The organism is Saccharibacter floricola DSM 15669, assembly GCF_000378165.1.
Taxonomy (GTDB): Bacteria; Pseudomonadota; Alphaproteobacteria; order Acetobacterales; family Acetobacteraceae; genus Saccharibacter; species Saccharibacter floricola.
Map to the genome: position 1 here is coordinate 76,853 of NZ_KB899338.1, position 21,325 is coordinate 98,177.

Annotated in this window: 22 protein-coding genes and 1 tRNA gene; 9 read left to right on the top strand and 14 right to left on the bottom strand. The window is 52.2% G+C overall.

The window, feature by feature from the left end:
• Positions 1–2: 2 nt before the first annotated feature.
• On the bottom strand, positions 3–1,190 hold the full coding sequence (locus F457_RS0106910) for a hypothetical protein (protein WP_051081308.1): 1,188 nt from the start codon (positions 1,188–1,190) through the stop codon (positions 3–5).
• An 87-nt stretch (positions 1,191–1,277) separates the two neighbouring features.
• Here F457_RS0106910 and F457_RS0106915 point away from each other — a divergent pair, with 87 nt between their 5' ends.
• Positions 1,278–2,084: an SDR family NAD(P)-dependent oxidoreductase gene (locus F457_RS0106915; protein ID WP_018980411.1), complete on the top strand. Its 807-nt coding sequence runs from the start codon at positions 1,278–1,280 to the stop codon at positions 2,082–2,084.
• An 82-nt stretch (positions 2,085–2,166) separates the two neighbouring features.
• On the top strand, positions 2,167–3,135 hold the full coding sequence (gene glk / locus F457_RS0106920) for a glucokinase (RefSeq protein WP_018980412.1): 969 nt from the start codon (positions 2,167–2,169) through the stop codon (positions 3,133–3,135).
• 367 nt (positions 3,136–3,502) lie between these two features.
• On the opposite strand, the gene F457_RS0106925 is transcribed toward glk, so the two are convergent.
• On the bottom strand, positions 3,503–4,627 hold the full coding sequence (locus F457_RS0106925) for a glycosyltransferase family 2 protein (RefSeq protein ID WP_156809381.1): 1,125 nt from the start codon (positions 4,625–4,627) through the stop codon (positions 3,503–3,505).
• Positions 4,628–4,782: 155 nt separating this feature from the next.
• On the opposite strand from F457_RS0106925, the gene F457_RS0106930 reads away from it, so the two are divergent.
• Both F457_RS0106930 and F457_RS0106935 read left to right on the top strand, forming a co-directional pair.
• Positions 4,783–5,166: a VOC family protein gene (locus tag F457_RS0106930; RefSeq protein ID WP_018980414.1), complete on the top strand. Its 384-nt coding sequence runs from the start codon at positions 4,783–4,785 to the stop codon at positions 5,164–5,166.
• Positions 5,167–5,462: 296 nt separating this feature from the next.
• On the top strand, positions 5,463–6,713 hold the full coding sequence (locus F457_RS0106935; protein WP_018980415.1) for a Gfo/Idh/MocA family protein: 1,251 nt from the start codon (positions 5,463–5,465) through the stop codon (positions 6,711–6,713).
• Between the two features lie 71 nt (positions 6,714–6,784).
• Here F457_RS0106935 and ruvX read toward each other — a convergent pair whose 3' ends face one another.
• The gene (ruvX, locus tag F457_RS0106940; RefSeq protein ID WP_018980416.1) at positions 6,785–7,249 is read right to left on the bottom strand and encodes a Holliday junction resolvase RuvX; all 465 of its coding nucleotides are present in this window, start codon (positions 7,247–7,249) and stop codon (positions 6,785–6,787) included.
• A 71-nt stretch (positions 7,250–7,320) separates the two neighbouring features.
• Between ruvX and gatC the strand changes: the two genes are divergently transcribed.
• The 4 genes from gatC to F457_RS0106960 all read left to right on the top strand — a co-directional run bounded on the left by gatC (position 7,321) and on the right by F457_RS0106960 (position 10,732).
• Positions 7,321–7,608, top strand: a complete 288-nt coding sequence (gatC, locus tag F457_RS0106945) for an Asp-tRNA(Asn)/Glu-tRNA(Gln) amidotransferase subunit GatC (protein WP_018980417.1) — start codon at positions 7,321–7,323, stop codon at positions 7,606–7,608.
• The gene (gene gatA, locus F457_RS0106950; RefSeq protein WP_018980418.1) at positions 7,608–9,089 is read left to right on the top strand and encodes an Asp-tRNA(Asn)/Glu-tRNA(Gln) amidotransferase subunit GatA; all 1,482 of its coding nucleotides are present in this window, start codon (positions 7,608–7,610) and stop codon (positions 9,087–9,089) included. Before gatC ends, gatA begins: the two co-directional genes overlap by 1 nt.
• On the top strand, positions 9,086–10,546 hold the full coding sequence (gene gatB / locus F457_RS0106955) for an Asp-tRNA(Asn)/Glu-tRNA(Gln) amidotransferase subunit GatB (protein ID WP_018980419.1): 1,461 nt from the start codon (positions 9,086–9,088) through the stop codon (positions 10,544–10,546). The genes gatA and gatB overlap by 4 nt, the downstream gene beginning before the upstream one ends.
• 94 nt (positions 10,547–10,640) lie before the next feature.
• A tRNA-Ser gene (locus F457_RS0106960) sits at positions 10,641–10,732 on the top strand.
• Between the two features lie 717 nt (positions 10,733–11,449).
• Here F457_RS0106960 and F457_RS14210 read toward each other — a convergent pair.
• From F457_RS14210 to F457_RS13305, 7 genes are all read right to left on the bottom strand, one after another.
• Positions 11,450–11,623 (bottom strand): hypothetical protein, encoded by a 174-nt coding sequence (locus F457_RS14210; protein WP_245539123.1) that lies wholly within the window; start codon positions 11,621–11,623, stop codon positions 11,450–11,452.
• Positions 11,624–11,830: 207 nt separating this feature from the next.
• On the bottom strand, positions 11,831–12,220 hold the full coding sequence (locus tag F457_RS0106970; protein ID WP_156809382.1) for a hypothetical protein: 390 nt from the start codon (positions 12,218–12,220) through the stop codon (positions 11,831–11,833).
• A gap of 56 nt (positions 12,221–12,276) precedes the next feature.
• Positions 12,277–12,684, bottom strand: a complete 408-nt coding sequence (locus F457_RS13300; protein WP_018980421.1) for a hypothetical protein — start codon at positions 12,682–12,684, stop codon at positions 12,277–12,279.
• Positions 12,681–14,321: a hypothetical protein gene (locus F457_RS0106980; RefSeq protein ID WP_018980422.1), complete on the bottom strand. Its 1,641-nt coding sequence runs from the start codon at positions 14,319–14,321 to the stop codon at positions 12,681–12,683. Before F457_RS0106980 ends, F457_RS13300 begins: the two co-directional genes overlap by 4 nt.
• On the bottom strand, positions 14,314–14,943 hold the full coding sequence (locus F457_RS0106985; protein ID WP_018980423.1) for a putative phage tail protein: 630 nt from the start codon (positions 14,941–14,943) through the stop codon (positions 14,314–14,316). The genes F457_RS0106980 and F457_RS0106985 overlap by 8 nt, the downstream gene beginning before the upstream one ends.
• Positions 14,940–16,022, bottom strand: a complete 1,083-nt coding sequence (locus tag F457_RS0106990) for a baseplate J/gp47 family protein (RefSeq protein WP_018980424.1) — start codon at positions 16,020–16,022, stop codon at positions 14,940–14,942. Before F457_RS0106990 ends, F457_RS0106985 begins: the two co-directional genes overlap by 4 nt.
• A gap of 205 nt (positions 16,023–16,227) precedes the next feature.
• Positions 16,228–16,728, bottom strand: a complete 501-nt coding sequence (locus tag F457_RS13305; RefSeq protein WP_018980425.1) for a phage GP46 family protein — start codon at positions 16,726–16,728, stop codon at positions 16,228–16,230.
• A gap of 109 nt (positions 16,729–16,837) precedes the next feature.
• On the opposite strand from F457_RS13305, the gene F457_RS0107000 reads away from it, so the two are divergent.
• The gene (locus F457_RS0107000; protein WP_018980426.1) at positions 16,838–17,125 is read left to right on the top strand and encodes a hypothetical protein; all 288 of its coding nucleotides are present in this window, start codon (positions 16,838–16,840) and stop codon (positions 17,123–17,125) included.
• A 19-nt stretch (positions 17,126–17,144) separates the two neighbouring features.
• Here F457_RS0107000 and F457_RS0107005 read toward each other — a convergent pair whose 3' ends face one another.
• From F457_RS0107005 to F457_RS0107020, 4 genes are read right to left on the bottom strand one after another with little or no spacing between them, the layout of a single operon-like run.
• Positions 17,145–17,570: a hypothetical protein gene (locus F457_RS0107005; protein ID WP_018980427.1), complete on the bottom strand. Its 426-nt coding sequence runs from the start codon at positions 17,568–17,570 to the stop codon at positions 17,145–17,147.
• A 25-nt stretch (positions 17,571–17,595) separates the two neighbouring features.
• Positions 17,596–18,612, bottom strand: coding sequence for a phage baseplate assembly protein domain-containing protein (locus tag F457_RS13310; protein ID WP_018980428.1), 1,017 nt, complete (start codon positions 18,610–18,612; stop codon positions 17,596–17,598).
• Positions 18,612–19,916, bottom strand: a complete 1,305-nt coding sequence (locus F457_RS13315; protein WP_018980429.1) for a phage baseplate assembly protein — start codon at positions 19,914–19,916, stop codon at positions 18,612–18,614. The genes F457_RS13310 and F457_RS13315 overlap by 1 nt, the downstream gene beginning before the upstream one ends.
• Positions 19,906–21,324: a DNA circularization N-terminal domain-containing protein gene (locus F457_RS0107020; protein WP_018980430.1), complete on the bottom strand. Its 1,419-nt coding sequence runs from the start codon at positions 21,322–21,324 to the stop codon at positions 19,906–19,908. Before F457_RS0107020 ends, F457_RS13315 begins: the two co-directional genes overlap by 11 nt.
• Position 21,325: the final 1 nt, after the last annotated feature.

Below are 21,325 nucleotides of genomic sequence, written 5' to 3' on the forward strand. Positions count from 1 at the left end.
CATTAAGCCGTATTTTTTGGTGAAGACGATGTATTTTCGTCCTGTGTAACGACTTTCTCATAGATCCGATGTTTTTTATGGGGATTCGGAACAAGGGATTCTGCAAGGTTTCGCATGCCCGTATTGCTTTCCAAAATCCAACCAAGCTCAACCCATTTGTAAGGGAGGGTATGACGGCGCCTGAGAAGCTCTACAATAGCAAGCGAAGGAAGTAGAGCGCCCATCATCGTCCCACGGAGCTTGCGCGTTACCCCTAGCAAAATGACACGCGCAGAGTGGAAGCGGTGGAAAAGGAGGCGATAGGCAAACTTCACCCATCCTGTGATGGAAGGGGATCCCCCGAGGTCGCTTGTGATATCATAAATATTGGGCAAGACCATTGCCATAGCGACAGGCTCGCCATTTTGGTCAATTTGTACGTAATGTTCAGGGCGCAGAAGAGGTTTAATCTGCGCAATCAGAGCCTGCATTTCGTAATCTTGCATAGGGACAAAGTTATATTGCTCCGACCATGCATCATTATAAAGCTGCCGCAAAATTTCACCTTGCGAGACAATCTCTTTTTTAGAAAGAGACCTTACAGTGATGGCTTGGAGGCGTCCTTCTCCTGGCTTCAGATCGTTAGGAACTTTAAAACGCTTTTCCGTCTCATCTGTAAGCTCTAGCCTATAGCTAAAGAGGTCTTCCGTTTTATGATACCCTGCCTGACGAATGAATGTATCAAGCTCGGGAGGGTGCCACGGCATAGCGATCATCGGTTCAGATGTTTGCCCTTCAATCATTGTTCCTGTTTCAGCGTTACCGCTCAATGTTACAGGCCCTCTGATGCGGGTGATATGCTGTTTTTTTAACCAATCTTCGGCTGCTGTGAGCAATGCGTTAACAATCTCAGCTTCTGGAAGTGCGTCCAACGCTCCAAACTGTCCGATTCGTTCCTGCCATTGCTCAATAGCGCGATGATCCATGATGGCAGCGATTCTGCCAACTGGGGCATTGTTGCGCCAGGCAATAAAATATTGAACATCCGCATGGCGGAACACGGCAGACTGACGGGGGTGCAGTAAACTTACCTGTTCCATATCAAATGGCGGAACAAACCCCGCCATTCCTTGGTAGAGTTGCCGAGGCAGTTTGATAAAACAGTTAAGTTCTCGCCGTGTATGAACAGGGCGAACATCGATATCAGCCATATGGGGTTTGGACACTTCGCATTGCATAAGGTTGGCTATACGCGTACAGGATCATTCAGACCAGAGGGTGAACAAGAAAGGATCTCCATGCCTAAACAGGATCATGGTGCACCTCGCAAGGGATGGCACATTCTTATCACTGGCGCTTCAAGTGGTATTGGAGCGGCTTTAGCGCAGTATTATGCGCGTCCGGGTGTCCATCTATCGCTATGGGCACGGAACCAGGAACGGCTGGAGAAAACGGCGGAAGATGCACGCTCAAAAGGCGCTTCTGTTGAGACGCGTTCCATTGATTTAAGTGACGCAGAGGCTTCCCTGAAGGCTTTCGGTGAAACGGATGATCAGCATCCTGTTGATATCCTTATTTTATCTGCAGGAATGGCTGATATTCGTCCTGAGGGTGCGCTCGCCGAATCGGCCGATGTGGCTCTGAAAATGTCGATGGTTAACTTTGCGACACCTGTTGCTCTTGCGACTGAAGCTGCGAATCGTATGGCCAAACGACGTCAGGGACGGATCGGATTAATGGGATCGGTCGCTTCATTCCATGACCTTCCGCTTGCAACAGTTTATAGCGGCTCTAAAGCTGGCATTGGGCGTTTTAGCACAGCTTTGCATGCGGCCATGGTTCCTTATAACGTGAAGGTTACCTTAATTGCTCCCGGTTTTATTGACACACCGATGAGCCAGCGCCTGGAAGGGGATCAAGCTTTCCTTGTTCCTGTTGATAAGGCAGCTCGGAAAATTGCGCGTGCGATTAATGCGGGCAGAGCTGTTTTGGTGTTCCCATGGGCATTCCAGCTAACGCGTGCTTTAGAAGCTATTTTGCCACGTCCGATCGCCCATCGTATTCTGCGTGGATTAGAGATTATGCAGCACCCGTCATCTTCCTGAGGAACGAAAACTGTGGAATGATGGCGTGCACGTTAATGTCGAAACTGCAGGTGCCACGATATAAGAGAGGACTGAACGCACCATGAAAGAAATTGTTGCCGTTGATATTGGCGGAACTCATGCGCGCTTTGCGATTGCAAAAGTGGACGAGGGAAGAGTCGTTGAGCTTGGTGAAGCGACAACGTTAAAATGCGCTGAGCATGCCTCTCTCGCTTTAGCGTGGGAAGCGTTTGGTCGCGAAATTGGTAAACCAATTCCTCGTGAGGCGGGTATTGCAGTGGCTTGCCCTATCACAGGTGATATCCTCAAGATGACGAATAATCCGTGGATTATTCAACCATCTCAGCTGGGTAGCCGTTTGGGGTTGGATGATTTCACGCTTGTGAATGATTTCGGTGCAATTGGACATGCTGTGGCTCAGGTGGGGCCTGAGCATATGCAGCACCTCTGTGGGCCAGATACCCACCTGCCTACGGAAGGAACTGTCAGCATTGTCGGCCCGGGAACAGGGCTCGGTGTTGCAAACCTCTTACGACGTGATGGGCAGTATTTTGTCATCGAGACAGAAGGGGGGCATATGGATTTCTCCCCGCTAGATGCTGTCGAAGATCGTATCTTAGCGGCATTGAGAGATCGCTTCCGTCGTGTGTCAGTGGAGCGTATCGTTTCTGGGCCAGGGCTTACGAACCTGTATGAGGTGATTGGTGAGCTGCAAGATCGTCCCGTAGCATTGAAAGATAACCGAACCCTGTGGACGATGGCGATGGAAGGCACAGATACCATTGCTTCTGCCGCGTTAGAGCGTTTTTGCTTAAGTCTTGGTGCTGTTGCTGGTGATATTGCACTCGCTCATGGTGCACATGGCGTGGTGATTGCTGGTGGGCTTGGACAGCGTTTAGCGCATATTATCCCTCATTCTGGCTTTGCAGAACGTTTTGTTGCAAAAGGGCGTTTTGAAAATATGATGAGTGAGATGCCGGTGAAAATTATCACCCATCCACAGCCAGGTCTTTACGGTGCGGCAGCTTCTTACGCGAGTAAAAATAGCTAATACCGAATAGACGACCTCATAAGCAATAAGGCGGGGGCTCTGCGATGTTCCTGCCTTATTGCAGGCCGAAGTTACTGCCAGATAAGACCACCAAAGACCGCAGCATATTTACGAATGTGTGTCTGTCCTCTGTTGACCTTTGAACGTAGTCCTTGTTTCCAGCCAGAATGGGATGATCATTTGTTCTTTAGATCGTATGCATAGGCTGTGGGTATTGGCACGTCAGTGGCAATGTTGCTCTCTGCGATAGCGAAGAACTGCTTTTGCTAACAGCAACTTGGCTCTTTATTGATACTTCGCTCGTTTTCTTCCTCATAGCGGAACCACATTTCGTCGAGAAAGGAGCTGCAAAAAACTAGGCAGCAAGCTATCTTTCTTTGATGAGGGCCATGTCATCTCGTAACTGGCGGATAGATAAATCTTCGGGAAGCCACGGAGAGCGATAGGCCACGTCATCTTTAATATCGTCAAAGATTTTGGAAGCCTTTTCAACTTCTTGTGGGTCACTATGGCTGGGGGTTTCAATGGGTAAAAGATTGCTTCTCAAGAGGTAAAAGGCGTCCCCAGTTTGATTCTTTCTTGGACGTCCTCCATATCCCATCCGGATAAAGCGTAATGTATGTTCGACATGCTCATGGCCATAACGCCCAAAACGCGGGTCTAAAAAGCCGACATAAGAGAGAGCTTCACGTGCAAATGCAGAACATTGACCCGATAAACTATAACTAATGACGGGGTCATGCCAAAAGCCTACACCGCCTTCATCAGCATGTTGGTGGGGGTGAGCGAGGTTAATATGCCCAAGTCTCAACGCTGCGAAAATCCAGTCGATTTCCCATGCGAATGAATCAGGGAACATATCGTCTTCTAATATAATAATAACGTCACATTTTAGAATTTCTTTGAGGTAGAAAAGAATTCTATTCTTGTTCCAAGCAATACCTCTGTTGCGAAAATTTCCATACGATATGTCTGAAAAATCCCTTAAAATAGAACATGTTGTATCGTTTGAGCCATCATTCGAAACGAAAAGGTTAAATGGTAGCGATGTATTCTTTTTCACCTGTTCAATAACGTGAGGAAGTGTTCCTGATCGATTATAAGTGGGGATTCCAATACCAATCTTGAGCTGATGGAGAGGCGTGGAGGCTACATGAGACCATGTTTCCCCGAAAGTAAGAATGGGAGTGTGGTTTTCTTCTTTATCGTCAAATCGCAGCGAGATAAGGCCAATATCTTTGGGGGCGATGTCTTTGGGGAAAGGCGTTATAATTTCAAAACGTACTGAGCTGTATTGAGTACCATAGATGTTTTCAATGTCCGGGCTTGAGCGCCGCCAATGTTCTTCAGGGATAGATATCGTTTGGTGATTGGGGAAAACGACCGTTAGCTGTGTGGTGTCTCTACATTGTAAAGACCAGCCATCAATGTGGATGTCGTTGCCCATAACGGTAACTCGGTCAATATAGCGTGCCGTTATGTTGCTGTGCACAATAGACTCCAAAAGGTGATCACCTATCTGTTTAGGGCGAAGGATAGGGGAAAAAAACGTTATCAGAAAGGTGAATATTCATTTTTATCCTCCTCTTATAACTCCATTCTTTTCTTCCTATGTAACCAAGGTTGTTAGATAGAAAGGTAAGATAAATGTTTAGTCATGTTGTGGTTGGCTCGAACGATCTTGAGGTGTCGAAATCTTTTTATGATGCTCTTTTTGAGGTTCTTGGAGCATCATCATTGCCATCAGACACGGGGAAGCGTCTTATCTATCAAAAAGACCAAATGCTCTTCTTCGTGACACTGCCTATCGATGGCGAAAAAGCCACATGCGCCAATGGTGGCACAGTTGGGTTTGCTCTTTCATCACCCGATCAGGTTGTTAAATGGCAAGAAGCAGGAATAGCGCATGGTGGCACTGCGATAGAAGATCCAGCGGGGATACGCGTCGTTATGGGAATGAGGCTTTTCCTTGCCTATTTACGCGATCCAGATGGCAATAAGCTCTGTGCTTTTCATAAGATGGCGGACTGAGACACGACCATAATAAGCAGCAGGGGCATTTTATGCCTCTGTTGCATATCAGGCCTGAAGAAAGGGCGAAGAGCTTTTTTTAATAAAATAGGACAGGGAAACCGTCATTTTCTTGAAGTTCACGATACCGTGATCTCTAGAAGTAACATTTAAAGGCATTTCCTGTCTTGATATTCGGATTTAGTTATCAATAAAATAAATTTAATTTGATGCGGGGTTAGGAGCTCCCTCAATGCCGCATCGTGCATGATTCTTCGTATGGTATGAAGAAACATTGAGTGAAAGGATGTCGTATCGTGAACGCTCGCTCACCTAAAGATGCTCCCAAAAATGCTACTCGCCGTGGGGTTGTAGGTGCCCTTGGTGCTTCCCTCCTAGCTGGGAGCGCCACCAAAGCTATGGCTCAACCATCTATGGGCTTTGCTCCTCCTCCATCCGGGCTAGGTGGGCGTCCTTTCCCGAATCTCCTACGTCCTCTTGCGAATGGCCCTCGTAAGTTTGGCTATGCCGTAGTTGGGCTTGGTAAATATGCCATTAACCAGATTCTGCCAGCATTTGCTGAGTGCCAGCATGCTCGTCTGACCGCTCTTGTTAGCGGAGATGCTACGAAGGCGCGTCGTATTGGTAAGCAATATGGCATCAGCGAGTCTAACCTGTACTCCTATAGCGATTTCGATAAAATTGCACAGAACCCTGATGTGGACGCTGTGTATATCATCCTGCCTAATGCTCTGCATGCAGACTTTGCTGTACGCGCTTTCCGTGCTGGTAAGCACGTGATGTGTGAAAAGCCGATGGCAACCAGTGTTGAAGATTGTCAACGTATGATTGACGCTGGCAAGCGGGCAAATAAAGAGCTGATGATTGGCTATCGCTGTCACTTTGACCCAATCACCAATAAGGCTATTTCCTTGGCACGCAGTGGTGCTATTGGGAAGCCTCAGATCATCACCACGGACAATAATGACTTAGGGGCTGATACAACAGACCCAACGACTCATTGGCGTCTGACGCGTGCTCTGTCCGGCGGTGGTTCTTTGATGGATCTCGGTATTTATGGTGTGAACGGTTCTCGTTACATGATGAATGATGATCCGATTGAAGTTCGGGCGATGATTGCACCAAATTCAAGCCCTGTTTTCAGTCAGGTTGAAGACATTATCACATGGCAGTTCCGCTATCGTTCCGGTGGGATTGCACATGGTAGCTCTTCCTTCACGACGTATTCGACAACCCGTTTCTGCTTGCAGGGTGATAAGGGCACATTGCTGATGGACCCTGCTACCAGCTATTGGAGCAACCGTGTCAGCCTGTGCAAATCTGGGGATATCGAGACATGGTCAACCCCGATGTTCACCATTGATGCTCTAAACCAGTTCTCCGCACAGCTTGACCACCTGCCGATCTCCATTGCGAAGGGCACACGCGTGCTGGCAACCGGTGAAGAAGGTATGCAGGATGTTCGCTTGCTGCAGTCTATCTATAAGGCTGCTCATACAGGGCGCGCTGTTGCGACAGATTGGTCTGATTGGCGTAAAACGATCTAAACCATCATCTGGTGAGTATGTGGCGGATACCCGGCTTTTGCCGGGTATTTGCTTTTGTAGATGGTGTTGTCTTACGGGGCGGTGGCATCTAACCAAGCTTGTAAGGTGTAAGAGGCCGCCATTTTATCGACGACTTCGCTTCTGCGTTTGCGTGTCATATCAGCTTCGTTGATCAAAAAGCGGTTCACGGCGCTTGAAGAAAGTCGCTCATCCCAAAGGGAAGCAGGGAGCCCAAGGCGTTCAGCGATGGCTTGAGTCCAGTCAGAAGCAGCACGTGCAGCAGGGCCAAAAGATCCATCCAAAGAAATGGGTAGGCCAACGACAAGCGCGCCTACGTTATGTGTTTGGCATAATATGTTGATCTCCTTGGCATTATTCGCCATTTTCCCTCGTTTAATGGTCATGAGGGGTGAGGCAAGCATGAGGGAAATATCAGACAAGGCAATGCCAATTTGACGGCTTCCCGGGTCGATCCCCAACACAGTTTGGGACGATTTAAGCTGAGCTCGAAGCTCATGTGGATTGAACAGCGACATGTCTCGAGGTTATGATCCTATTTATGGCTGTAAGGCTACCCTGATCCTTCCACATTTTTTCAGGAAACAACATGTCGCTTGATGCGAAAAAAGTCGCGCGAATTGCCCGGCTGGCTCGAATTGGTCTCTCCGATGATGAGGTGCAAACCTATCAAAAGGATATGGAGGGCATTATTGACTGGGTTGAACAACTCAATGAGGTGGACATCACTGATGTACCTCCTATGGTCGGAACGGGACTGGCAACAGCTCGTTTAAGGGATGATGTCGTCACAGATGGTGAGCGTCGTGATGATGTTCTCTCTAACGCGCCAGAGCGCGAAGGGCCTTTCTTTACCGTGCCGAAGGTGGTGGAATAATGGTGTTTGATTATACGCTCGCATCGGCGCGCGATGCTTTAAGAAAGCGCGAGATTTCGGCTGTTGAGCTTGTTAATGCTCATCTAGAGGCGATCGAACGTCTGGATGGTCGGCTCAACAGCTTCATTACACGGACACCTGACCAAGCACGTGAGGCTGCCAAAGCAGCTGATGAGCTTCTTGCTAAAGGTGAGGGTGGTGCGCTGTGTGGTATTCCACTGGGCATTAAAGACCTTTTTGCAACAGAAGGTGTTCGCACGACAGCAGCTAGTCATATTCTGGATAACTTTATTCCGCCTTATGAGAGTACGGTTACAGCCAACTTAAAGCGTGATGGAGCTATTTCCCTCGGGAAGCTTAATCTCGATGAGTTTGCTATGGGTTCTACGAACCTAACGTCTGCTTTCGGTGGGGTCGAGAATCCGTGGAAGCGTCAGGGTTCTGATGCGCGCTTAGTGCCTGGTGGTTCTTCTGGTGGTTCTGCCGCCGCTGTAGCGGCTGGTCTGGTATTAGGTGCAACGGGAACCGATACAGGCGGCTCCATCCGTCAGCCAGCGTCTTTCTGCGGCATTGCAGGGGTTAAACCAACCTACGGTCGTTGTTCGCGCTTTGGAACGATTGCTTTTGCCAGCTCACTTGATCAAGCGGGGCCGATGGCTAAAAATCTTCGAGATTGCGCTATTATGCTCGAATCTATGGCTGGGTTTGATGCTAAGGATTCAACGAGCGTTGATAAAGCAGTGCCCAATTATGAGGCTGCGTTAGATCGTGGTGTGAAGGGTATGCGCGTTGGTATTCCTAAAGAATACCGCACGGATAATCTTCCTGAAGAAATTGCAGCTTTATGGGATCAAGGTATTGCTTGGCTAAAAGAGGCCGGTGCAGAGATTGTTGATGTCTCTCTTCCTCATACGAAATATGGTCTGCCAACATATTATATCGCTGCGCTGGCAGAAGCATCGTCAAATTTAGCCCGTTATGACGGTGTGCGCTACGGCGAACGCGTTACAGGCCCTTCACTTGATGCCTTGTATGAAGCGACACGTGCTGCTGGTTTTGGTGATGAGGTGAAGCGCCGTATCCTGTTGGGCACACATGTGCTGTCTTCAGGTTATTACGATGCCTATTATCTCCGTGCTCAGAAGGTTCGTACGTTGCTGCAGCGTGACTTCCTACAGGCTTATGAGAAGGTAGACATGCTGCTTGCGCCAACGGCACCTTCCGGGGCTTTTGCATGGGATGAAAAACCAACAGATCCTGTGCAGGTCTATCTCAATGATGTCTTTACTGTACCCGCAAGTTTGGCGGGTGTTCCGGCGCTCTCTGTTCCTGCAGGGCTTGATAGTAAGGGCGTACCACTTGGGTTGCAGCTTATTGGCCGTTTCTTTGATGAAGAAACATTGTTCGCAGCGGGTCATGTTCTTGAAAAAGCCGCGGCATTCTCCCATCGTCCCACCCTCCATGCAGGAGTGTCAGCATGAGCAGCTATCGCATTACCGGTGAAACAGGTGAGTGGGAAATCGTCGTTGGGATGGAAGTCCACGCTCAGGTTGTTAGCCAGTCGAAACTTTTTTCTGGTGCAGCAACCGAATATGGTGGAGAGCCTAACACACAGGTGAGCCTTGTTGATGCAGGCTTTCCGGGCATGTTGCCAGTTCTAAACAAAGAATGTGTTGCTCAGGCGATTAGAACCGGCCTCGGTCTTCGCGCTCAGGTCAATAAATATAGTCGCTTCGACCGGAAGAACTATTTTTATGCTGACTTACCTACAGGCTATCAGATTAGCCAGTTTGAGCATCCGATTATCGGAGAGGGAAAAGTTGAGATTGAGCTTTCCGAAGGTGAAAAGCGCATTATTGGCGTAACGCGTCTGCACTTAGAACAAGATGCCGGGAAGTCTATTCACGACCAAGACCCAACACGGTCTTTCATCGACCTCAACCGCGCAGGCGTGGCGTTGATGGAAATTGTAAGCGAACCTGACATTCGTTCTCCTGAAGAGGCAGGTGCTTATCTCCGTAAGCTGCGCCAGATTCTACGTTATTTGGGTACGTGTGACGGTAACATGGAAGAAGGTTCCATGCGTGCCGATGTGAACGTCTCTGTCCGTCCTGTTGGGGAAGAAGGCTATCGTACGCGTTGCGAGATTAAGAATCTCAACTCTGTGCGTTACGTTATGCAGGCGATTGAGATTGAAGCCGAACGCCAAATTACGATTTGGGAAGAAGGTGAAACCGTTGATCAAGAAACGCGCTTGTTTGACCATGTAAAGGGTGAGACGCGCACGATGCGCAGCAAAGATGATGCGCATGACTATCGTTACTTCCCAGATCCAGATTTGTTGCCTCTCGAGCTAGAGCAAAGCTGGATTGATGAGCTTAATGCAGCACTTCCTGAACTTCCGGAAGATAAAAGAGCCCGTCTGGAAAAAGACTACGGCGTTTCTCAGTATGAATCTGGTGTTCTAACGGCTGAGCAGTCCATTGCTGACTTCTATGAAGACGTTGCGCGTGGTGCGGATGCGCGTTTGGCGACGAATTGGATGCTGGGGGACTTCTTCGCGGCGTTAAACCGCACCGGACGCTCTATTGAAGATAGCCCCGTGAGTGCTCAGGGTTTACGCGAACTTCTTGGTCTCATTAGTGATTCGACGATTAACGGAAAGATCGCCAAAGAAGTTCTTGAAGATATGGTTGAAACAGGTGATTCTGCTTCCGCCATTGTTGATCGTAAGGGCTTGCGTCAGGTAACAGATAGCAGTGCCATTGAAGCGACTGTCCAAGGCATTTTAGATGCCAATGCGGACAAGGTTGCGGAGTATAAGAGCGGTAAAGACAAACTTTTCGGCTTTTTTGTGGGGCAAACTATGAAGGCCATGAAGGGAAAAGCGAACCCTGCCATGGTGAATGAAGTCCTGAAAAAACTTCTTTCTGCATAAAAGCTGAAAAAATGTTTCTAGGGGGGTTTACCCCAGCGTTTATTCCTCCTAGAAACACTTCTGCAAACGCCGTGCAAAAAACCGCACAAACAGCGGAGGGGTGGCCGAGAGGCTGAAGGCGGCGGTTTGCTAAACCGTTATACGGGTCATACCGTATCGTGGGTTCGAATCCCATCCCCTCCGCCAGCGATTTCTCTACATTCCACAGGAAATAGCCAAAAAGTAAGTTAGATATTTTTGGAAAGCCCCCATAGAGGCCCCCTTTTGGCCGAGTCTGTCGTTATCGCATTAGCTATTGAGGTTTATTAGAAAGATACCTTATCTCCCGCCGCTCATTCCCATAATCGCGCATCATAGCGGGTAGTTCGTGAAGGTCGGGGTGAGCCCGTAGCTCATCGGCGGCCTGCTTCTCTTCCTGTGCTGTGTAATTGTAGCGCGACAAAATTTTCTGCACTTTGAGACAAAATAGAGAGCACTGAAACGAGCTTGATTAAAACCCGTTTCAACCCTCTTTCAGACGACCATAAAACGCTTCTCACAGTCGCATTTTCTTCAACTTGAGCCCAACGGCTATTGTGATGTTCCCACCGCGCGAGAGTGATTAGTTTGAGATAATAAGTTCGCCTCGTTCCCCGCGTGCTTTTGCCTTCTTAGCAAGCGAGTATTTCACCTCAACGCTTTCCATATCGAAGCCCTTGAAAATCTCGCGCACCTCTGGACAATCATTGAGAGACAAAATGAACCGACCTTTAAGGTCTGACAGAACACGCGCTACCCCCTCAAACTTCGTCGCGCTTGAATGTGGCTTGGTAGTAATCCTCCGTCCCCATAATAAGGCGGATCGAGATAAAAGAGCGTGTCAGGTCCATCATAGCGCTGAACGACCTCTTGCTCAGGTAAACATTAGATTACAACTCGGTTGAAGCGATCATAAATATTTTCCAGAATGGAGACGAACTTCATGAGGTCAGATCGTGTAGAGGCTGTGCGTGTCACACCAAAATTGCCAGCACTTTTACCACCAAACATTGTGCGCTGGAGGTAAAGAAAGCGTGCAGCTCGCTCCAGATCAGTCAATGTTTCTGAGCTGACCTTGGTGAGCTGCTCAAACTCGGATCAGCTTGTCAGTTAGTAGTGAAATATGTCCAAAGACGCAGCCCATATATACAACAATCTTTACATAACCACGGTGATCAATCTTTTTCTGGCGAGTGATGATCTTCTTGGCGAGCAGGCGTTTTCCGCCCACCTATAGTGCTGCTGGGCGTGCTGGGTTTTTGAGTGTCAGTTGTCATGATGGTCTCCATTATGGGGCTTGGGCGCGTTCTGAGCGGCCCATGACGTGGCATCGTTAGGCGGAAATTCTGGAAGGTCGGGGAAGGGCGTTAGCGGCACATCAAGGCGGATCTCGAGCGCATGCACCTGCCGCTGTGCAGATAAGGCCGCTGAATGGTAGTCTTTAATGACGTTTTCACGGTCATAAAGCCTCTCCCACAGCATGGCGTAACCTGCGTCAAAGAGGTTGAGCTGGTCGGTTAAGAACCGCTCACGTTCAAGAGCGAGCTTGAGCTGTTCATTGTCTAATCCGTCGGCATCAATCTCGTTACGTTGGCGCTGAAGGCGGTTTTTAGCGATCTGACCCCACCAACCCAGCACGCCGCCGCCAACGGTCATGAAAATCCCCTCGTAGTCCTTGAGTAGGCTGAGGACGTCGAGTGGGCTCACCATGCTTACGCCGTCACATCATCAGGCGCGGTGGGCAATTCTGTGCTGGTGGTATCGGAGCCATTGGCAATAGCCCGCAACGCCTGCACATAGGTGCGCATGCGCGGGTCAAATTCCTCACCCATCGCTGCGACCATTGTTGCTTTTTGCTGGACACCGTTAAGCGCTGCGTTCGCCTGATCGGGTAAAGGGGCCGTGTAAACGGGCGGTGTAAAAGGTACGATTTTCCCGTTTTCTAGTGCTTTAGGGGCCATATCTTGCTGAGCGGGCGGCCAATGGGCGTCGTCCATATTGGACATAAGCACGTATTCGCGGCCTTCTGGCACTTCAATATTGGCCCATCCGATAATCTCGCGTGGCTTATTGGCGTCTTGCCCAGCTTGGACAACGGCGTAGTAAATATTTCTGCTCATAATGGGCTTCCTGTCACAATAAAGGTTGCGGTTGTTGAGGCGGTTTCATTAATTAAACCGCTTCCATTCCAAACATTGAGGCTAACAACGGCGCCATAGCGATCAACGCTGAATAAATTAAGGATGTGCACATTATCGGTGCTCCCATCTTTAGCCATACCTGCTATTTGCACATTGTCGTCGGCAAACTGGCGCGGCCAAACGAGGCGAGACCCATGCACAACCTGTAGGGTGAAACGATAGGTGAGGGTTGGCGATATGGCCTCAGCTAAAATATTCCCGTTATCGACCATAATCAGGCCATCCCCACCGGGATACCATGACCGTCCACCCCAGCTTATTTGGCCGCGCATCTGACCATTGAACGTGGTATTGGGGTTCAGTCCAAGCGACCCACCATTATTATTAATCATGAGCGGGCCATTGAGGGTGCACGAGCTGCTTCCAAGCGCAAAGTTGACGCCGCCGCTGGAACTATACCCCACGAAGTTCCCGTCATTTTGGAAGGCCACGCGGCCCCCGCCGTCATAACTCACGCTCACAGCGGCCCCACTAGCGGAAGCGATGGTGTCTGTCTTGAGCGCCCCGTTTACGACAGGGTTTTGAGCCGGCAAGAGGCCGATATAATGGCCATCGCCGTCAATGAAGGTCGGAGAGGAGCGGTCGCCATTAGCTCCTGCTGAGAAGACAGCAGCACGAACGGCCCCGTCTGTGTTGTTTCCTTCACCGACGACGAGATAACGCCAGCCATTGGCGCTGTCATTATAGAGCACGGCATTGGAGCCGCCTTGCGTATGCAGGCCGATCCCTGGTTGGTCGCCTGATGCGAGGCCAAGCGTACCAGAGACAGCCTGGGACGCCGCGTTCTGAAGGTCAGAGCGAGACGCATAGAGCGTATCGGCATAATCGCGTGTGATGGCGAGCTGATACAGGCCTGCATCATCCATATATTCAATGCCGACCGGGTTCTTTTTAGCGGTGTCAGAATATTGCGACTTAATGCCGGTGATGCGCAGGCTGTAATCATCCACCCCCTGCGTCCCCAGCACAAGTTGGCCTTCAGCGGTTTGAGCGCGCTGTGTTTCAGCTTGCAGCGCAGATTGGGAAGCGTAAAGCGTATCAGCAAAATCGCGCGTGATGGCGAGCTGAAACACGCCCGCGTCATCCATATACTCAATACCGATCGGGTTATTCTTAGAGGTATCTGAATATTGCGACTTAATGCCCGTAACTTTGAGGCTATAGTCATCCAGCCCCTTTGTGCCCAGCACAAGCTGGCTTTCAGCCGCCTGAGCACGTTGGCTTTCAGCTTGCAGGTCAGCGTTCAAAGCGAGAGGGCGCCAGCCATTAACCCCGTCATTGTAAAGAACAGCATTGGAGCCGCCTTGTGTATGCAGCCCTAGCCCTTGATGGTCGCCTGGTGCGAGGTCAAGAGTACCAGATATGGCCGCATTATTTTCAGCGTCAATTTGGTCGCTTAGATCGCAAACCTTGCCTAATATCGGGTTAAAGAACGCCGCATTGAGTGGCGTGCCGAGCTGCTTGCCGGGAATGAGGTCTTGGGCTTGGGGGCGTCCATCGCCATCTAAGCTCATATTCGGCACGCCGGGGAAGCTCGGCCAGTTGGGATTAGCCATTAATCCAGTCTCCTTCATGGATGAAATATACCTCGGTATCGGCAGGCTTCAGCGCGCGGAACACGGCCTGTAGCTTGGCATAGTGGTTGCTGTCGTTCTGAGCCGCCTCAACGGTTCCACACACGGCCACACCGCAGATGGCCTGCGTAATGCCGGAGGGAAGATGGACGACCCAAATAAACCGTAACGCCTCATTGCCGCACTCAGACGCACCACAGCTGACAGCACCACAGATCGGCGGATCAGGCTCCTCAATCGTGATGTCGATGCCCCAGTCTTTGGCGAGTGCGACATAAAAAGCAGAGCGTTGATCACCTCGCGCCGTCCAGCGTTGTTGGAGGATCGTGCGCCACTCCGTCTCACTCAGCGCCCCTTCGTCACGCCCGAGCGGATCAGGGCCGAGAAGGTCGCGATAGCCCGCTAAGAGGGCCTGCGCATCAGCGGGGCAGATTTCTCGGCAGACGGAGGCAATGTTGCCTTCCAGCGTTTCCCGAGGGTCTGCGAGAGCGGCCATGAGGGCGCTGATATTCGGCCCACCGAGAGCGGAGCCGCGTGGCATGAGTTCCTCACGCCATTGGCGGGCAATCTCGGGGGCTGACCGTGGGGCGTTCATGACCGTCATGGCGTGCCGTCTTCCCACTGAATGTCGCCCATGACAGGCAGTTCATTAGCGGCAAAGGCCATGTCTGCACCGGGATTAAGCAAAACCGATTGCGCCCCGACCGTGTCAAAGAGAGCGGCTTGGAGGGCTTCGACATACAAAGTGCCGCCAATGCCCACGCCGTTGATGATGGCGGCCAAGGCTGCCTGCACTTTTTGTCGATTGGGCTGATTATCCAACCCTAGCCGCACCGTGGGGGTTTGGATGACAAAGCTCGCCCCATAGACGGTCGCATTGCCGCGCACCGGGCGGCGTTCATCAATATAGGACTGCACACGGGCGATTTCTTCACGTGTCGGAACACGGGGGCCACTCATCGCAATGATAATGCCCACCGTGCCTGCGCCTGTGTAAGACGGCACGACATGAACCAACGATGCCCCCGCGCTCAACGCCCAGGCACGATAATCCTGCACGGTGCCGCCATTATAGGGGTTACGGATTTTATCAATGATGCGTGACCGCCAGCTTTCCACAGGCTCGCTCTCTGCGCCCCCAGCCAGCCCGTCTTGATCGACCACAACGCTGCTGATGCCCACCATCGGAGCGACAAGAGTGAGGGGCGTATTGGCCGCGCAATTGCCCGCCGTGCCTGTGCTGGTGCAGCTCACCGCCGCAGAAACCGCGCCATTGGCGGGAAGGACCACTGCGTTATTAAGCGCCCATTGGACAGAGCCATCAACGGTCAGCAAGGCCCCTTGCGGCACGCTAACCTCTTGCGTCGCGCTGATGACGACGCGTCCAAGAGCGGCTTGCGGCCCCACACGCGGCACGCCCCAAATATCGGCGTGCTGGGGTAAAAGCCCACCGGGGCCGACGGTGGCCGTTGAGGGCAGAAACTCCAGCGCGCGGCCTTGAAGGAAGAGATAGGTCTCATAATCCGCTAAGCCCAAGACCACAGAGAGTACTTGTTCAAAGGTGCCCGGTGCTGTGGCATCCAGCCTGACGGTTGAGCCATCAGAAGCGGTGAAGCTTTGCTGGGCGAGAGACGTGGCCAGACGCGTGGCCAACTCATGCGGCGTGGGGATGGAGAGGCTCATAATGTTCGCTCTTTGTGCCTGAGAACGTGGGCACTTGAGAGGACGCCCGTCATGGGGAAGCCTCCCCGCGACGCATGTTCCCGGCCCCGCATGTGGAAGGAAGGCAGATGGATCGTCTTGGCGTAAGCACTGCGTGCAAGGGTGACATTGTGCATCGCGACTACGTGGCTTTCTCTGTTGTGAGTGGAGGAAGGAGGAACAGCGCTCATAGCGTCGGCACCTTCTGGAAGACGGAACTGTCACCGGCAGACACACGCACGGTCAGCGCGTTCTTGCTCCCTGTCGTGGCAGGCTGCCACGCGGCCTCAATGGTGAGGTCCACGTTGTGATAAGCACCAATGGCGGCAACCGCCTCATGGGCGTAATCTTCAGCGTCCAGCCGCGTGGCGTCGGAACGCTTAGCCCGCTCGAGCAGCCAGAGCTTAGAGCCCAGCCGCTGCCCATCGGTCAGGAGAACATCACCCACCCAACCGCGCTTTGCTCCAAAGGGCATCACGGTTCCGGTAGGGGCGGTGAGAAGAGGTGGCAGCCCATCATCAGGAGCCGCCCGACGGTCAGCACTCAGAGCCAGTAGTAATGGTGAGGCCAGCGTGTGATCAAACGACACGCGCCCCATACCACCCCCGGCGGGGGTGAGGACTAAGTCAGCGCGTCCTTCAGAGTTAGGCGCGACAGCAATAGTGGAAAAGAGAGAACGTCGTGTCATACAGACACTGTAGAGAAAGCCTCAAGAAACTTTCATGGCTTCAGATGATACCCCGAAACGGGGCTTCAAATGCTGTTAGAATGGGATTTTAATGTCGTTTAGGAGAGGTATGATGGTGAAGACATGGGGCCCGAGTGGTGCCGAACTCTTAGAAGCCGCAAGATGTGACCCTCGTAATAGAAGGACTGACATAGGCTTTTTAGGTCGGCTTTTGGGTAAGCAGGACGATGCTGACCTAGAGCATTGGGTGCCTCGGCCCATGTTAAAGGAGTTAGACCTATGGGCCGCGCAGAAGGGCATTGGACGAGCGAAAGCGCTCAAGCTCCTCCTCGGCAAGGGGGTGGAGGCTGAAAAAACCGCCGTCCTAAACCGACGCAAGAGGAGCTTTCGAGAATAGCTGATAGGTCTCAGCTTAATCAGCCGGGGAGCCGCATTTTATAAGGCAACTCCGCATCAAACCCCACGCCATGTTCATCAAAAATACGGCTCAGCGCTTCACGGAGGCCGGGGAGGAGATAGTGTTTATCCCGGGCGTGATCGGGAATATGAAGCTGCTTTAGTAGGTTTCTTCCTGTAGAAGTCAGATCAAAAAGGTAACACATCCATTCTGTTTGATTGGTTGTATGAGCTAAGCTATTGAGTACATCTTCTGTCTTGTTTTCACTCGTTATTAAACCTGAAATTTCTAAGCGCACAATACTATCTAGTGCTTTACTATACCAATCGAGGTCATCTTCACCATTTGGCCAACCAGCAAGAGCAAACATGAAATCTTCGCCTTCATCTTTCATAAAGAGAAGGGGATTTTGATAGAAATATATAAAATCTTTGTCGAATAGCATTGTACTTTTCCTTTCCACTGTTTGACTATTTTAGAGGGAATTTTATTTTTAGGTTGCTCTTTTCTTGTAAAGAGCTATTAACGTCAGCATTACCACCGATGTCTATATTATACCAACCATCAGGAGTAAATCTTCCTGATTCAGGACGTAATGTAGCCACTGTACCATCTGAGAATTTACCTATTTCACCCGTTTGAGTTCTTACGCCGTTTTTCGTTGAAAAAATAGGGTACATTCCTGTTAGCTTATTGCCGTTTTTCGCAAGCCATTTTACGATTTTTTGGAAAAATGTTTCAGCGGCTATTTTAGGGTCACCACTTGCAGGCATAATACGAATATCGTTGCTAGTTCCCCTTTTCCCAATAAACGTATCTTCCGTTTCCCTCCAGGGAGGCAGTTCTTCAGGTGGCTCAGGCTCTGGCGGCTTAGGGGGCTCTGGCGGTTTATTGCCGCCACCCGGTTTTCCGGTGTCTTCTTCGCCTTTTTTTACGCCGTCATGAGCGTGTTCATTGAGGGATACGCCGCCACCGGTGACATCTTCATCCGCGTAGATATGGCCTTTAACGTAGAGGTCACCATAGAACACATGGCCTTGCTCGCTGAGGGTCAGCAGCGGCTGTCCTTTTTGGTTGATGACCATGCCCTCAGTGGCATCCACGGCCACCACGCGGCCATTCTGGAAATGCAGCTTCTGGCCTGCACTATCATAGAGGATGCTTTCACCCTCGCGCAGGCCCCCCATGCGCATCGAAGCGGGGTTAGAGGGCATGAGCGCGACCAGATCAGCGGGGTCTGCGCTATTTTGCAGCACATGAGTGACCGCGCCATCAAGGGGCGCGTGGGAGTTAAAACCGAACGGTTGATGCACTGGCACGTCCACGCGGTGCTCACCGGCACTGATAACTGCTGAAATGACTTGCCGTGTTCTGCGGTCCTCAATGGTTTTGACGACACCGCGTCTGAAGAGGCTGCTTATTTTAGAGAGAAGCGGGCCTACCTCTTCGAGAAGGCCGCGTATGACAACGGGAGGGATACCGGGCATTAATGACGCCTCCTTATGAGACCGCCTCGTCTGACCGAGCGCCCATGATGGGGCGTGCGGTCGGCTTGGCCGGTGAGGTCATAGGCATCAGGCGGCACCACCGAGAGCTTGGTGCTCATCTCATGGTCGTTGATCGACCATGTAATGCCCGCGATCAACATATCGCCATCAAGTCCATTCACACGGTCTCGCACATGGACGATCTGATTAGGTCGCCATAAAACCCCTTGCGTGTTGGTGAGGCTGGGCACGGTGTAGGTAAAAGTCGTAGCGCCAGCGCGTGAGGTGCGCATCCGCCACGCGGCTTGGTCGTCGAGCGAATAGGGCTGGTCTTTGGTGCGCGGTGGTGCTTCAGGGCGCTGAGGGGCGCGGGCCTGACGATAGCCCGGCTTCTGCACCCGCTGGGATTGGGCGAGCAGGGCGCTGAGATCATCGCCTGAGCGTGATGCTTGCGGGGCTTGCCCGCTCATGGTGCGGGCCGTGTAAACGCGCGGGCGATACCGGCCCACGCCGCTATCATGACAATAGCCAAATTGGCAGACCGCGCGTTCTTCATGCGCGCTCATGCCGGAAACGGGCGTGATACTGCCCGCAGCCATATCGGCGGTGAGGGCAGGCTGGACAGCACGATGAACAGGCCGTCCTTGGCCTTTGACGATATGGTCAGAGAAACGCTGCGTGATTCGCGCCTCCATCGCGCGCACATTCCCGCCGGGATAGATGAGGTTTTCTTCAGCACGGGTGGAACCGGGCTTGGTCAGCAGCAGGCGGCCCAATCCGTTGGACGTGACCAACACGCCTCGCTGGCGTGATTGTTGTTCAATCACATCAATGGCTTTGGTACTTGTATCAAAGGCCACCATTTCAAAGGGTGGGCCGGTATCAACGACTGACTGCACGTCTAACCCAAAGGGTTGCGAGAGATGGCCCACAACGGCTTCCAGCCGCACCTTATCCATCCGCCCCGGCCCTTGGGCTTGGGCGGCGCAATCGACAAGATCGCCTGCTAGATCACGACCCGAGACGGTGACGCTCAAACTATGGTCATCGCCTCGCGTATTGATCGCCTCCAGCCAGCCTTTTAGGATCGGTTGCTGGGCGATTTCAATACGCACGGACTGCCCAATCTTGGGCATGGCTCTGTCTTGAAGCGGGATAGGCAGGCTGAGTTCAGCACGCCACATGCTGGCGAGGTTGCCGAGATCCATCCCCACCTCAAGGGAATGCCAGAAGAGGCATTCTTTGCCCCCGAGGAAGAGGTTCGCCACACGGTTACGGTGGGCTACAAGATGTTCACTGGTCATCAGACGCCTCCAACATGGCCAGCGTGGCGGGGCCGACAGAGCCGGGATGGAGGATGGCATTGCGCGTCATCGCATCATCCAACATGGGCTGAACAGCGCGCACATCATCGCCTTGCAACGCGTAGCACAGCGCCCAGAGCGACCGTGGCGCGGCTACGGGCACATCAACGACCGTGGGCAGCGAGCCAATCTGCGCGGAGGCATCATTGATAAACGCACAGCGCAGTTTCTGAAGCCGGGTAAAAAGCGGCTGTAAGGCCACGCGTGTGTGCCCGCCACTAGCGGCCACGACATCCGTTTGCAGCGCATCAATGGCGTCGGTTATGGCGGTGAGCAAGGCTTGAGCGTCTTCATTGCTGACAAAGACGCAGGCCGTCCATGCTGAGGCCAGCTGACTGACAAGCACCGCTCGCGCGGCCACGCCCAGACAGAGCACAGCGGACGGGTCGGGGTTGCTTTGACTGAGACGATCGGCGAGCTGTCCAATCTGTTCAGACCCAGCAAGGAGAAGAGACGCGATCTGCTGTCCCGTGACGGGCTCATTGTCGGTGGTGCCGTCACGGTCTGTTCCTTCAGACACAGGCGCGATCACGCTGCTCTCTTCCGTGCTGACACAGCCCACTAAGGAGGCGGGCACGGCGATCAGCGCCGCTGAGACCGCATGGGCATAGCTCTGGTCTGTATTGCGTTGAGGCGGGACAAGGGCGGTGCTCATCAGGGCCTGCGGGGCCGTCATCGCGGCCTTAATCGGCTCGGGCGAGCGTGCGGTCAGCCCATCCCAGATCCCCGACCCTTCAGAGATCAGCGAGGACACCGCATTGACCAACGCCAAGGGGAGAGACACCGCTGAGAGCACGCCCGCAACGGCTTCTTGGGCCTCATCCATCAGGCCATCCGCTTCGGAAAGCACATCACTGACGGTATCAATGAGCGAGCCGAAAAAGCCTTTCTTGGCGGGTGGATCAGGGTCGCGCACCACAACGGCTTGGAAATGGGCGACACGGATTTGGCGTTCGTTAAAGCTAATCTGCGCGGGCTGAACGAGGCGGACCTTCAGCCGTCCCCACCATGGATGGAGCAGCGTCATCTTGCCCGGTTTGGCCAGCGCTTTGCGCATACGCTGTGCGCGGATGACATAATCATCGCCCACAATGAGGCCGCTGATGGTGATCGGCGTATCAATCGCGCCAAAATCCTGAAAGACCTGCTTGCTCGTCGGGAGGTCGGGGAAGAGCACGCGGTTTATCCGTCGCCCAATCTCTTCGCGGGAATCAATAACGGCAAAGGAGACGCCGCCAAGAGAGGCATAGTTGGCGAAGCGACTAAGCAGCCCGCCGGCCATGCCGCCACCGAGAGCGGAGAGTTCAGGCCCGGCAAGGCCGCTCAAGCCAAAAGATAAATCCGCCATG

What these genes read in the sequence shown, in the direction of transcription:
- F457_RS0106910 (WP_051081308.1), bottom strand. Translation starts at nt 1,190, where the DNA reads ATGGCTGATATCGATGTTCGCCCTGTTCATACACGGCGAGAACTTAAC.
- F457_RS0106915 (WP_018980411.1), top strand. Translation starts at nt 1,278, where the DNA reads ATGCCTAAACAGGATCATGGTGCACCTCGCAAGGGATGGCACATTCTT.
- glk (WP_018980412.1), top strand. Translation starts at nt 2,167, where the DNA reads ATGAAAGAAATTGTTGCCGTTGATATTGGCGGAACTCATGCGCGCTTT.
- F457_RS0106930 (WP_018980414.1), top strand. Translation starts at nt 4,783, where the DNA reads ATGTTTAGTCATGTTGTGGTTGGCTCGAACGATCTTGAGGTGTCGAAA.
- ruvX (WP_018980416.1), bottom strand. Translation starts at nt 7,249, where the DNA reads ATGTCGCTGTTCAATCCACATGAGCTTCGAGCTCAGCTTAAATCGTCC.
- gatC (WP_018980417.1), top strand. Translation starts at nt 7,321, where the DNA reads ATGTCGCTTGATGCGAAAAAAGTCGCGCGAATTGCCCGGCTGGCTCGA.
- gatA (WP_018980418.1), top strand. Translation starts at nt 7,608, where the DNA reads ATGGTGTTTGATTATACGCTCGCATCGGCGCGCGATGCTTTAAGAAAG.
- gatB (WP_018980419.1), top strand. Translation starts at nt 9,086, where the DNA reads ATGAGCAGCTATCGCATTACCGGTGAAACAGGTGAGTGGGAAATCGTC.
- F457_RS0106970 (WP_156809382.1), bottom strand. Translation starts at nt 12,220, where the DNA reads ATGACCGTTGGCGGCGGCGTGCTGGGTTGGTGGGGTCAGATCGCTAAA.
- F457_RS13300 (WP_018980421.1), bottom strand. Translation starts at nt 12,684, where the DNA reads ATGAGCAGAAATATTTACTACGCCGTTGTCCAAGCTGGGCAAGACGCC.
- F457_RS0106980 (WP_018980422.1), bottom strand. Translation starts at nt 14,321, where the DNA reads ATGGCTAATCCCAACTGGCCGAGCTTCCCCGGCGTGCCGAATATGAGC.
- F457_RS0106985 (WP_018980423.1), bottom strand. Translation starts at nt 14,943, where the DNA reads ATGACGGTCATGAACGCCCCACGGTCAGCCCCCGAGATTGCCCGCCAA.
- F457_RS0106990 (WP_018980424.1), bottom strand. Translation starts at nt 16,022, where the DNA reads ATGAGCCTCTCCATCCCCACGCCGCATGAGTTGGCCACGCGTCTGGCC.
- F457_RS13305 (WP_018980425.1), bottom strand. Translation starts at nt 16,728, where the DNA reads ATGACACGACGTTCTCTCTTTTCCACTATTGCTGTCGCGCCTAACTCT.
- F457_RS0107000 (WP_018980426.1), top strand. Translation starts at nt 16,838, where the DNA reads ATGATGGTGAAGACATGGGGCCCGAGTGGTGCCGAACTCTTAGAAGCC.
- F457_RS0107005 (WP_018980427.1), bottom strand. Translation starts at nt 17,570, where the DNA reads ATGCTATTCGACAAAGATTTTATATATTTCTATCAAAATCCCCTTCTC.
- F457_RS13310 (WP_018980428.1), bottom strand. Translation starts at nt 18,612, where the DNA reads ATGCCCGGTATCCCTCCCGTTGTCATACGCGGCCTTCTCGAAGAGGTA.
- F457_RS13315 (WP_018980429.1), bottom strand. Translation starts at nt 19,916, where the DNA reads ATGACCAGTGAACATCTTGTAGCCCACCGTAACCGTGTGGCGAACCTC.
- F457_RS0107020 (WP_018980430.1), bottom strand. Translation starts at nt 21,324, where the DNA reads ATGGCGGATTTATCTTTTGGCTTGAGCGGCCTTGCCGGGCCTGAACTC.